Annotated in this window: 11 protein-coding genes; 5 read left to right on the forward strand and 6 right to left on the reverse strand. The window is 73.5% G+C overall.

What is annotated here, in order from left to right:
• Positions 1 to 2: 2 nt before the first annotated feature.
• Positions 3 to 716 (reverse strand): antibiotic biosynthesis monooxygenase, encoded by a 714-nt coding sequence (locus ACFVFH_RS00485; protein ID WP_383761348.1) that lies wholly within the window; start codon positions 714 to 716, stop codon positions 3 to 5.
• 126 nt (positions 717 to 842) lie between these two features.
• Here ACFVFH_RS00485 and ACFVFH_RS00490 point away from each other — a divergent pair, with 126 nt between their 5' ends.
• Together ACFVFH_RS00490 and ACFVFH_RS00495 are read left to right on the forward strand one after the other, a co-directional pair.
• Entirely contained in the window at positions 843 to 1,976 is a 1,134-nt protein-coding gene (locus ACFVFH_RS00490) for a lipid II:glycine glycyltransferase FemX (protein WP_383761351.1), read from the forward strand.
• A gap of 31 nt (positions 1,977 to 2,007) precedes the next feature.
• Positions 2,008 to 2,451, forward strand: coding sequence for a GNAT family N-acetyltransferase (locus ACFVFH_RS00495; RefSeq protein WP_383761353.1), 444 nt, complete (start codon positions 2,008 to 2,010; stop codon positions 2,449 to 2,451).
• Positions 2,452 to 2,621: 170 nt separating this feature from the next.
• Here ACFVFH_RS00495 and ACFVFH_RS00500 read toward each other — a convergent pair whose 3' ends face one another.
• Positions 2,622 to 3,317 (reverse strand): DUF4232 domain-containing protein, encoded by a 696-nt coding sequence (locus ACFVFH_RS00500; protein ID WP_383761356.1) that lies wholly within the window; start codon positions 3,315 to 3,317, stop codon positions 2,622 to 2,624.
• 148 nt (positions 3,318 to 3,465) lie between these two features.
• Here ACFVFH_RS00500 and dapA point away from each other — a divergent pair, with 148 nt between their 5' ends.
• Entirely contained in the window at positions 3,466 to 4,350 is an 885-nt protein-coding gene (dapA, locus tag ACFVFH_RS00505) for a 4-hydroxy-tetrahydrodipicolinate synthase (protein ID WP_383761357.1), read from the forward strand.
• 31 nt (positions 4,351 to 4,381) lie between these two features.
• Here dapA and dapD read toward each other — a convergent pair whose 3' ends face one another.
• Positions 4,382 to 5,371: a 2,3,4,5-tetrahydropyridine-2,6-dicarboxylate N-succinyltransferase gene (gene dapD, locus ACFVFH_RS00510; RefSeq protein ID WP_383761359.1), complete on the reverse strand. Its 990-nt coding sequence runs from the start codon at positions 5,369 to 5,371 to the stop codon at positions 4,382 to 4,384.
• Between the two features lie 198 nt (positions 5,372 to 5,569).
• A complete protein-coding gene (locus tag ACFVFH_RS00515; protein WP_383761362.1) occupies positions 5,570 to 6,826 on the reverse strand; it encodes an MFS transporter in 1,257 nt (418 codons plus the stop codon).
• Positions 6,827 to 6,932: 106 nt separating this feature from the next.
• On the opposite strand from ACFVFH_RS00515, the gene ACFVFH_RS00520 reads away from it, so the two are divergent.
• Positions 6,933 to 7,820 (forward strand): winged helix-turn-helix transcriptional regulator, encoded by an 888-nt coding sequence (locus ACFVFH_RS00520; protein WP_383761365.1) that lies wholly within the window; start codon positions 6,933 to 6,935, stop codon positions 7,818 to 7,820.
• Between the two features lie 414 nt (positions 7,821 to 8,234).
• Here ACFVFH_RS00520 and ACFVFH_RS00525 read toward each other — a convergent pair whose 3' ends face one another.
• Both ACFVFH_RS00525 and ACFVFH_RS00530 read right to left on the reverse strand, forming a co-directional pair.
• Positions 8,235 to 8,771: a TetR/AcrR family transcriptional regulator gene (locus ACFVFH_RS00525; protein ID WP_383761367.1), complete on the reverse strand. Its 537-nt coding sequence runs from the start codon at positions 8,769 to 8,771 to the stop codon at positions 8,235 to 8,237.
• The gene (locus tag ACFVFH_RS00530) at positions 8,771 to 9,091 is read right to left on the reverse strand and encodes a multidrug efflux SMR transporter (protein WP_342282776.1); all 321 of its coding nucleotides are present in this window, start codon (positions 9,089 to 9,091) and stop codon (positions 8,771 to 8,773) included. Before ACFVFH_RS00530 ends, ACFVFH_RS00525 begins: the two co-directional genes overlap by 1 nt.
• 200 nt (positions 9,092 to 9,291) lie before the next feature.
• On the opposite strand from ACFVFH_RS00530, the gene ACFVFH_RS00535 reads away from it, so the two are divergent.
• The gene (locus ACFVFH_RS00535; protein ID WP_383761372.1) at positions 9,292 to 10,305 is read left to right on the forward strand and encodes a hypothetical protein; all 1,014 of its coding nucleotides are present in this window, start codon (positions 9,292 to 9,294) and stop codon (positions 10,303 to 10,305) included.
• The last annotated feature ends 214 nt before the right edge of the window (positions 10,306 to 10,519 follow it).

Below are 10,519 nucleotides of genomic sequence, written 5' to 3' on the forward strand. Positions count from 1 at the left end.
TGCTACGCGCCCGCCCCCGGCCGCATGCTGAGGGCGGGCGCGTACCGGTGCACGCCCCCGCCGGTCACCCCCGGGTACGTCTGCACCCGTTCCCACTGCGGGGTCCGCGATCCGACCCCGTCGCCGGGCGCGGCCAGTGCGCCGGCGTGGGCGGCGGCGCTCTCCCATTCGGCGTAGTTCAGTACCCGCGTCCCGTCGGTGCTCACGTGGAAATGCGCGGCGATGCCGCCGGGGGCGGGCGCCGGGTCGGTCCCCAGCGCCTCGAACACGGCGTCCACCCAGTCCCGTTGCCGCGCCTTGTCCGCGCCCTCGAACTCGACGTCGACGATCACGACGCACCCCGGTTCCCGCCCGTCGTCCTCGCGCGGCGGCGTGGACCGGTAGAGCTCCAGGGTGTGCAGCCCGAGCCGCCCGAGGCCGGGCACGGCGGCGTCGATGTCGGCGTTCCGCTCGTCCCTGCCGTGCCGGAAGAAGTCCTGGTACGCCTGCTCGTCACTCCACTGGCTGTAGTGGAAGAGGGTCCTGCCGTCCTCACCGGCGTGGACGGTGTACGAAAGAAGTCCCGGATGCGGCCAGTCCCGGCTCTCCCACGCCTCGCGAATGGCCTCGACCGTCCGCCGCATGCGCTCCGGGGTGCCGGCGTCCCAGGTGCTCGCCTTGACCAGTCCGGCGTCGTTACGGGCAAGATCGGGACCGGATTCGAATCGCACGCTCATGACAGGGCCTCCCTGGCGGGCGCACCGGGGTGGCGCGCCGTCACGGACCACCCTGATACCTCAAGTTCGCCTGAGGTCAACAGCACGCCCTGTCGACACCGTCGGCACAACGAAACGGAGCACCGCATGGCACCGCATCTGAGGACGATCAGCCGCGAGGAGCACCTGGCGTTCGTCGCGAGCCGTCCCGCCGCGAGCCATATGCAGGTCCCGTCGTGGGGCGACGCGAAGCCCGACTGGCGCGCGGAGAGCATCGGCTGGTTCGACCGGGACGGCGGGGGCGGGGAGCGGATCGTCGGCGCCGGGCTGGTCCTGTACCGGCCGATCCCCCGGGTGAAGCGCTATCTGGCCTATCTGCCGGAGGGCCCGGTCATCGACTGGCACACCGCGGACCTGGGGCAGTGGCTGGAGCCGATGCTGGCGCATCTGAAGGGGCGGGGCGCGTTCTCGGTGCGCATGGGCCCGCCGGTGGTCGCGCGCCACTGGGAGGCCCGGACCGTCAAGGACGCCATCGCCGACCCGGCCGCCGGACGGCTGCGCGACGTGCCGCCGGACGACGAGGAGCCGCGGGCCGCCGAGGTCGTGGAGCGGCTGCGCGCGCTGGGCTGGCGGCGGGGCGAGGAGGAGAGCGAGGACGGTTTCGGCGCGGGCCAGCCCCGGTACGTCTTCCAGGTGCCGTTCGCCGGGCTGTCGCTGGAGGAGGTCCGGGGCAATCTGAACCAGCAGTGGCGGCGCAACATCAAGAAGGCGGAGAAGGCGGGCGTCAAGGTCGTCGAGGGCGACTACGAGGACCTCCCGGCCTTCTACGAGCTGTACCGCGAGACGGCCGAGCGGGACCGCTTCATCCCCCGTCCGCTCGCCTACTTCCAGCGCATGTGGACCGCGCTGCGGGCCGAGGACCCCGACCGGATGCGGCTCTATCTCGCGCAGCACGACGGGGAGACGCTCTCCGCGGCGACGATGCTGACGGTGGGGAATCACGTCTGGTACTCCTACGGCGCCTCGACCGGCCGCAAGCGCGAGGTGCAGCCCAGCAACGCCATCCAGTGGCGCATGATGAGCGACGCGCACGAGCGGGGCGCGGCGGTGTACGACCTGCGCGGCATCACCGACACCCTGGACGAGGGCAACCATCTGGTGGGCCTGCTGCGCTTCAAGGTCGGCACGGGCGGCCGGGCCGCGGAGTACATCGGCGAGTGGGACTATCCCCTCAGCAAGCTGCTCCACAGGGCCTTCACCCTCTACATGGCCCGCCGCTGAGCGCCGTGGCGCCCGTGACAGACTCGCGGGCATGATCCTGCGCACCGCCACCCGGGCCGACCTGCCGGCCGTTCTCGCCCTGCTCGCCGACGAGGATCGGGTCGTCGATCCGGCCACGGTCGTGGTCGACGCCCCGTACGAGCGGGCCTTCGCCGCCATCGAGAGCGACCCGCGCAACGAGATGCTGGTGCTGGTGGACGGCGACACGGTGCTGGGCTGTGCGCAGGCGACGTACATACCCGGTCTCGGCCGGCACGGCCAGGAGCGGGCGCTGATCGAGGCGGTACGGATCAGGGCCGACCGGCGGGGCGGCGGGCTGGGGCGGGAGCTGATGAAGCAGGCCGTGGACCGGGCCCGGCTGCGCGGGTGCGGGCTGATGCAGCTGACCAGCGGCAAGCCGCGCACCGCCGCGCACCGGTTCTACGAGTCGCTGGGCTTCGCCCGCAGCCACGAGGGCTTCAGGCTCGCCCTCTGATCCCGTTGCTCCCGTCCCGGTGCCGCTCGGACCCGTCCTCGAAGCGGCGTCGCCGCCCGGAAGACGGGCCCGGCGGGCGGACCCGGCGGTGTCCGGTGCGTGCGATCGCGACCACGCGGCGAGCGTGCGTGCCGGACGCCGCACGGCAGACGGCAGTTCGAGGACAGGACCTAGGCGGGGCCGGTGCGCCAGGCGGTCATGTTGAGCTCGTCGAGCAGCCGTACGTCGCTGCCCTCCAGCGGGAAGGTCCGCGCCTCCATGCCGGGGGCCGGCGCGATCTCCAGGGCGTCGCCCTCGACGAGGTCGCCGCCGGTCGGGGTGGAGACCCAGGCCAGCAGCGAGCGCACCGTCTTCCCCGGCTTCAGCTCGATCTCCTGCGGGCCCCGGTCGGTGCCCATGTAGGACGAGCCCGGGTTCACCGGGACCGGCAGCGGGTCACCGGCCCGGTCCAGGGCCCGGACGGACGGGTAGCCGTGGACCCGGTACGGCTTGCTGCCGCAGTTGGTGAGGGTGAGCCCGACGGCCCGGTGGCCGAGCGCCGCCTCCACCTCGCCCATCCCGACCACGACGCCGGAGGACGGGCAGCCGCCCGGGACGGTGGGCGTGGGGGCGGGCCCCTGCGCGGCCGGCGGCCGGTCCGGGACCACGACGGAGACGCTCGGGAAGGGCGTCGGCAGCTTGTCGGCGTGCACCAGGTACGAACCGCTCGGCGTGGGCGCCGGCTCGCCCTCGCCCGCCGGTACGAGGAACCCCGCGCACCCGGAGAGCGAGAGGCCCAGCCCCCCGGCAAGGAGCGCGGCCGTCAGCGGCCTCCGTCTCCCGGTCCTCGTTCCGGTCCCCGCCCCCGCCAGTCCCCGCACGCTCACGCATCCACCCCGGTCTCGGCCTGCCGCATAGGTGTTCGATCATGCCAGAGCGCGGAGCCCCGGCCGGCGACTGTTGAATTCTTCTTGCCCCGCACCTCAAGCAGATCTAAGTGGACCCTCACGGTCCGGCCGACCGAGACTCTGGGACATGACCACATCGGCACCTCTCTTCGGCCGCACGCTCTGCGCCATGATCACTCCGTTCACCGCCTCCGGCGAGCTGGACCCGGACGCCGCCGGAAGGCATGCCGCCGCGCTGGTCGCGGACGGCTGCGACGGCCTGGTGCTGAGCGGCACCACCGGCGAGTCCCCGACCACCAGCGACGCCGAGAAGACCGCGCTGCTGCGGGCCGTCCGGGCTGCGGTCGGGGACGGCGTGCCGATCGTCGCCGGGGTCGGCAGCGCGGACACCCGGCACACCGTGGAGCTCGCCCGGCAGGCCGAACGGGCGGGCGCGGACGGCCTGCTGGTGGTGACGCCCTACTACAGCCGCCCGCCGCAGGCCGCCGTCGAGGCGCACTTCAGGCGGGTCGCCGACGCGTCCGGCCTTCCGCTGATGCTGTACGACATCCCCGGCCGCACCGGCACCCGCATCGAGCCGGAGACCCTGCTGCGGCTGGCGGAGCACCCCCGCGTCGTGGCCGTGAAGGACTGCGCGTACGACCTGCTCGGCTCCACGAGGGTGATCGGCGCGACCTCGCTGGCGTATTACTCGGGCTGCGAGGAACTGAATCTGCCGCTGTACGCGGTGGGCGCGGCCGGTTATGTCAGCACGGTCGCCAATGTGGCGCCCCGTCAGCTGCGGGCGGTCCTGGACGCGTTCGACGCCGGGGACACGGCCGGGGCCGCCCGGCTCAATCTGCTGAACGCCCCTCTGACCGAGGCGATGATGGCGTCCGGGCTGCCCGGTACGGTCACGGCCAAGGCGCTGCTCGGCGCCGGGCCGGTCCGTGAACCGCTGCAGCCCGCCGGGCGCGGGGCGACCGACGGGCTGCGCAGGATCCACCGGGAACTGCTGGCCGCCACGGGCTGAGGGGTGCCCGGTCCGGTCCGTGCGGAAGGCCCTAGTTGTGGCTGTGCAGGACGTCGTTGAGGCCGTCCCAGACCGCGTTGTTCGGGCGGGCCTCGACGGCGCCGGAGACCGAGTTGCGGCGGAAGAGGATGTTCGAGGCGCCGGAGAGCTCACGGGCCTTGACGATCTGGCCGTCCGGCAGCGTGACGCGGGTGCCGGCCGTGACGTAGAGCCCGGCCTCCACGACGCACTCGTCGCCGAGCGCGATGCCGACGCCCGCCTCGGCGCCGACCAGGCAGCGCTCGCCGATGACGATGCGCTCCTTGCCGCCACCGGAGAGGGTGCCCATGGTGGAGGCGCCGCCGCCGATGTCGGAGCCGTTGCCGACGACGACGCCCGCGGAGATGCGTCCCTCGACCATCGACGTGCCGAGGGTGCCCGCGTTGAAGTTGACGAAGCCCTCGTGCATGACGGTCGTGCCGGCGGCGAGGTGGGCGCCCAGCCTGACCCGGTCGGCGTCGGCGATCCGGACGCCCTTCGGAGCGACGTAGTCCGTCATCCGGGGGAACTTGTCGACCGAGGTGACCTGGAGGTGCAGGCCCTCGGCGCGGGCGTTCAGCCGCACCCTCTCCACGTCGTCGACGGCGACCGGGCCGAGCGAGGTCCAGGCCACGTTGGCGAGGAGGCCGAAGACTCCGTCCAGGTTCTGGCCGTGCGGCCGGACGAGGCGGTGCGAGAGCAGGTGCAGGCGCAGATACGCGTCGTGTGCGTCGAGCGGCTTGTCGTCGAGCGAGGCGATGACCGTACGGACGGCGACGATCTCGACACCCCGGCGGGCGTCCACGCCGATGGCCTTGGCGGCTCCCTCGCCGAGGAGGTCGACGGCCCCGTCGGGGGTGAGCCGCTCGGTTCCGGCGGGGCCGGGCTCGGCGGTGAGCTCGGGGGCGGGGAACCAGGTGTCGAGAACGGAACCGTCGCCGGCGATGGTGGCGAGGCCGGCGGCGACGGCGCCGGTGGTGCGAGCAGGAGTCGTGTCGGTCATGACACGCAACCTAACCGGCGAGGCACCGCGGGAGCCAACCGGTCTCGCCGGATGGTCGCGGCGCACGCCCCGGAGCCCGCCGAATGGTCGCTGCGCGGACCCGGGAGCCCCGGCGGACGGCCGCCGACCGGGCCCGGTCAGCCGCTCACCGTTCGGCCGGGCCGCGTCCTCTCCCCGGAAACCGACTCCACAGCCCGCTCACCCACCAGCCCCGGCCCCGGCTCCGGCCCCCGCAGCCCGCTCACCCACCGACCCCCGCCCCCTTCCCGGTCCCGCCCCGGGTTCCCGGAGCCGCCGCGCGGCCAGCACCGCCGCCCCCGCGCCGCAGGCCAGGAGCGCGCACGCGGGCCAGAGCAGTCCGGGCGCGTGGGCGTAGAGCGCACCGCCGAGCGGCGGCGCCAGTACCTGGCCGCTGATGGAGGCGCCCGCGTACAGGCTCTGGAAGCGGCCCTGCGCGTGGGCGGGGGCCTGGTCGGCGACGTACGCCGTCGCGGTGGTCTTGTAGAGGATCTCGCCCGCGGTCAGCGAAGCCATCATGGTGACGGCGAACAGCGTCCCGGCCCCCGGGATCAGCACCGCGTAGCCCAGCCCCACCAGCAGCAGCCCGGCGCCCACGATGCCCAGGGGCGCCCGTCGGCGCAGCACATGCGCAGCGGGGAGTTCCAGCAGCAGGATGACGCCGCCGTTGACCGAGAGCAGCCAGCCGTAGAACTGCGGTCCGTGGCCGTGTTCGGAGAGGAAGACGGGCAGGGTCGCGTACTGCTGCCGGTAGACGAGGTCGACGCAGAGGATCGCGGCGAGCAGCACCGGCACGGCCGGCCTGGCCCGCAGCTCCCGCCAGAGGCCGGGCGCGCCGGGATCGTGGGCGGGCCGGGTGTGCGCGGTGCCGTGCGCCGGGAGCACCGCCGCCGCGTACCCGGCGAAGAGCAGGGTCCCGAGGCCGTCCGCGACGAACAGCCAGTCGTACGAGAAACGGGCCGCGATCAGCGCGCCCAGCGGCGGGCCCACGGCGAACGCGGCGTTGCCCCCGGCCCGTACGAGGGCGAAGCTCTGGCGCCGTCCGCCCTCGGGTACGGAGACCGCTACGAGCGCGGAGTTGGCCGCGCGCACGACGCCCGCCGCGTACTGCGCGAGCGGCAGCACCCCGTACATCGCCGCGACCGGGAGGAGCGGCAGGGCCGCGAGTGCGGTGCCGCTGACCAGCGCGCCGGTCAGGAGCATCCGGCGGTGACCGTAGTGGTCGCCGAACCAGCCGCCGGTGAAATTCCCCGCGACCAGGCCGACGCCGCCGATGCCCGCGACGACTCCGGCCTGCGGGACGCACAGCCCGCGTGGACCGGTCAGATACAGGAAGAGGTAGACGAACGTGAAGCTGACGACCCCGTTGAGGAAGGAGCCGAAGGCCAGCAGCCGCACCGTGCGCGGCACGCCCCGCACCACCCCGAAGAAGTCCATCCCCGACACCCCCCAGTGAGTTTCCTTTGGGAACGGACTATGACATCATGCTTTCCTGCTGGTCAATCCGGTAAGCGGCGGATACGGGAGACCGACGGAGGAGACCATGCCCCAGCGCACCAGCCTGGCCGACGCCGACTGCGCGATCGCCCAGGCGCTCGATGTCGTCGGCGACTGGTGGACCCTGCTGATCGTGCGGGACACCGCGCGCGGGGTGCATCGCTTCGACGCGCTCCAGGAGGAGCTGGGCGTCTCCCGCAAGGTGCTGACCGAGCGGCTGCGGCTGCTGGTCGACGCGGGGGTGCTCTCCCGGGAGCCCTACCAGGACCGGCCGCCCCGGTACGAGTACCGGCTGACCCGGCGGGGCCGGGCCCTGCTGCCCGTGCTGATCGCGCTCCAGGACTGGGGCGACACCTGGGTGCTGGGGGACGGGGAGACGATGGCGACGGCCGCGGAGAGCTCGAAGGAGGCGGCCCGGGTGCACGCCCTGGTGGGCACGCGCCTGCCCGAGCTGCGGCTGACCGACCACGAGGGCGCGCCGCGCGACCCGGTCGCCGGCACCCCGTACACCGTTCTGTACTTCTTCCCCGGCGCCTACACCCGCCGTGACGCCTATCCCCCGGGCTGGTCCGAGATCCCGGGCACGAGCGGCTGCACCCTCGAATCCTGCACGTACCGCGACCGCGCCGCCGAGTTCACGGCGGCGGGCGCGAGCGTGCGCGGGATCTCCACCCAGCGCCCGGACGAGCAGCGGGCCTTCGCGGAGGCGGAGCGGCTGCGGTTCCCGCTGCTGTCCGACGCGGAGCTCGAACTGACGGCGGCCCTGCGCCTGCCGACCTTCCGTACGGGGGGAACCAGCAGGCTGAAGCGGCTGACCCTGGTGGTGGACCGCGACCGGACGGTGCGCGCGGCGTTCTACCCGATCACGGACATCGAGGAGAGCGTCGGGGCGGCCCTGGCGGCGGTACGGAACGCGGGTCCGTCCGGCGCCTGACGAACGGTGCTGAGGAACGGGGGCACGGGGAGAGGCGGCACGGGGAGGGTTAGCGCGCGCCTCACGGGCGTTCGCGGACGTTTACGGGTTTTCGTGGGCGTTCACGGACGTTCATGAGCGTTCGCGGACATTCACTGGCGTTCAGGGGCGTTCATGGGCGACGCGGGGTCCGCAGGTGTTCGCGGGGGGGCGGACGGGCCGTCGCGGTGGGCCGCCGCAGGGCGACCGCGCGCCCGCAAGACGAGGCGGGCGTTCGCGGAAGCGGACCGGCCGCCACGGAAGCGGACGGACCACCGCGGAAGCGGACCGGCCACCGCAGGGGCCGCGCGTCCGCCCGGCGCCCGCGCCGCGTCCGCCGCGCCCGCCGCGTCCGCCGCCGGGCAGCACCCCCGCGCCGCGCCCGCCGGTGGGCCGTCAGCCCGTGATCCGTCCCAGCATCTCGCGGGCGTACGCCTCGTCGTACACGCCGTCGGTGAGCAGCACCTGGAGACAGATCCCGTCCATGAGCGCGATCAGCGCGCGGGCCGTGGCCGGGTCGGTGCGCCGGGACAGCAGGGCGGCGGTGCTGTCGGTCCACTCGGCGGCGACCGGCCGCAGCGCGGGCCTGCGCAGGGCGGCGAGATAGAGCTCGTACTCCAGCTCGGCCCGGCCGCGCCCGCCGGAGAAGTACTGCCCCAGCAGCGCGGCCAGCTCCCCGGCGAGGTCCGCCGCCGGATCGGCCAGTGCCTCGGCCTCCCGCATGACCTGGGCGAAGTTCTCGTTCGACCGGCGCAGCGCCGCGATCAACAGCTCGTCCAGCGAGGCGAAGTGATACGTCGTCGAGCCGAGCGGCACATCCGCCTCGGCCGCGACCGACCGATGACTCAGCCCCGCGATGCCCCGGGCGCCGACCACCCTGATCGCGGCGTCGATGATGCGGTCGCGCCGCTCGGGGTCGTAGCGGCGCGCCATCAGTGGGCCCCGCCCAGATTCAGCACCACCACTCCGGCGATCACCAGCGCTATGCCCGCCAGCTTGACCGGACTGCCGGACTCGCCCATGAAGAGGATGCCGATGGCGGCGACCGCGGCGGTGCCGATCCCGGCCCAGATGGCGTAGGCGGTGCCCACCGACAGCGTCTTCAGCGTCTGGGCGAGCAGCCCGAAGGCCACGAGGTAGCCCACGACGGTGATCAGCGAGGGCCAGAGCCGGGTGAAGCCCTCGCTGTACTTCATGGCCGTGGTGCCGGCCACCTCCGCCGCGATGGCCGCGGCCAGCAGTCCGTATCCCATGTGTACGAGTGTACGCATCGCCGGACGCACGGAAAGCACGGCGGCTTCCGGCGGCCGGGACGTTACGGTGTCCCGACCGGCAGCACACCAGTACGACGAGAGACGACGGAGCGACAGTGGCGCAGGACGCAGGGTGGGGCGGAGCACCGTACGGAGGAACTCCGGGGTGGGGGGCCTGGGCTCCGCCGCCGAAGCCCGGAGTGATACCGCTGGCGCCCCTGAAGCTCGGCGACATACTCGGCGGCGCCTTCAGCACGCTGGGGCGCTACTGGAAACAGCTGTTCGGCATGGGCGCCGTCGTGTTCGGCGGGGCGCTGGCGATCATGGTCCTCACGGTCGTGATCGCGTACTCGGCGGTCAGCGACCATCTGCACACGATCATCTCGCTCAGCGCCGACGAGACGCCGCGCTCCTCCGACGTGGTTCCACTGGTGGTCGGTCTCGGCATCGTCTGCCTGCTCACGGTGATCGTCTTCTCGGTCGCGACGGCCATGATGTACGCGACCGTCCCCGTCGTGCTCCAGGAGGCGGTGCTGGGCAGGCCGACCACCTTCTCCGCCGTCTGGCGGCGGGCCCGGTCCCGTGTTCCGACGGTGATCGGGACCGTGATCCTGACCTGTCTGATAGCGATGATCCCGATGGTGCTGGTGGTGGCCGGGTTCTTCGCGCTCGTGATCGGCTCGATCACCCTGGCGCACGACACCGGCGCCACCCCCTGGGTGGTGCTCGGCTCCCTGGGCACCTTCGCCACGGCCCCGCTCGCGATCTGGCTCTATGTGAAGTTCTGCCTGGCGCCCTCGGCCGCCGTGTTCGAGGGACAGTCCACGGTGGCCTCCCTGCGCCGCTCGGCCCAACTGGTCCGCGGCGACTGGTGGCGGATCTTCGGGACGGGTCTGCTGGCCATCGCCATGGCCTCCGTGGCGAGCTACGTCGTCCAGATCCCGTTCTCGTTCCTCGGAATGTTCTCCGGCATCATCGGCGGGGCGACGCTGGACGAGGACCCCAACCCCACCGCGATCATCTTCGCCATGAGCGGCTACATGGTGATCATGGCCCTGGGCCAGCTGGTCAGCCAGTTCATCACGACGGTCTTCCCGCCGCTGGTGACCGGCCTGCTCTACGTCGACCGCCGCATGCGCACGGAGAACCTGGGCCCGGCCCTCGCCGAGGCCGCGGGGGTGCCCTCGCAGCCCGGTCCTCCGTACGGCTGCTAGGCCCCGTCTTCAGACTGCCGTCTGCCGTGCGGTCCCGCCGCGTCCGCCCCGGAAGGAAACGGCCGTGGGCGCCCCGGGTCCGGCGGGGCGGCCCGCGGGGAAAACACGGGGGGGCCGCGGGGGGCCCGGCCCGGTGGGTGCGCCCCCCCGCCCGGCGGCGGGCCCGGGGGGGGGGCCGCCCCCCCCACGACGAGCGGCGCGCGGGGGCGCGTAC

Origin of the sequence: Streptomyces sp. NPDC057697, assembly GCF_042799335.1 — a bacterium.
Taxonomy (GTDB): Bacteria; Actinomycetota; Actinomycetes; order Streptomycetales; family Streptomycetaceae; genus Streptomyces.

Coding starts and splice junctions, on each gene's coding strand:
- ACFVFH_RS00495 (WP_383761353.1), top strand. CDS start 2,008: ATGATCCTGCGCACCGCCACCCGGGCCGACCTGCCGGCCGTTCTCGCC.
- ACFVFH_RS00485 (WP_383761348.1), bottom strand. CDS start 716: ATGAGCGTGCGATTCGAATCCGGTCCCGATCTTGCCCGTAACGACGCC.
- ACFVFH_RS00525 (WP_383761367.1), bottom strand. CDS start 8,771: ATGGCGCGCCGCTACGACCCCGAGCGGCGCGACCGCATCATCGACGCC.
- dapD (WP_383761359.1), bottom strand. CDS start 5,371: ATGACCGACACGACTCCTGCTCGCACCACCGGCGCCGTCGCCGCCGGC.
- dapA (WP_383761357.1), top strand. CDS start 3,466: ATGACCACATCGGCACCTCTCTTCGGCCGCACGCTCTGCGCCATGATC.
- ACFVFH_RS00490 (WP_383761351.1), top strand. CDS start 843: ATGGCACCGCATCTGAGGACGATCAGCCGCGAGGAGCACCTGGCGTTC.
- ACFVFH_RS00520 (WP_383761365.1), top strand. CDS start 6,933: ATGCCCCAGCGCACCAGCCTGGCCGACGCCGACTGCGCGATCGCCCAG.
- ACFVFH_RS00515 (WP_383761362.1), bottom strand. CDS start 6,826: ATGGACTTCTTCGGGGTGGTGCGGGGCGTGCCGCGCACGGTGCGGCTG.
- ACFVFH_RS00530 (WP_342282776.1), bottom strand. CDS start 9,091: ATGGGATACGGACTGCTGGCCGCGGCCATCGCGGCGGAGGTGGCCGGC.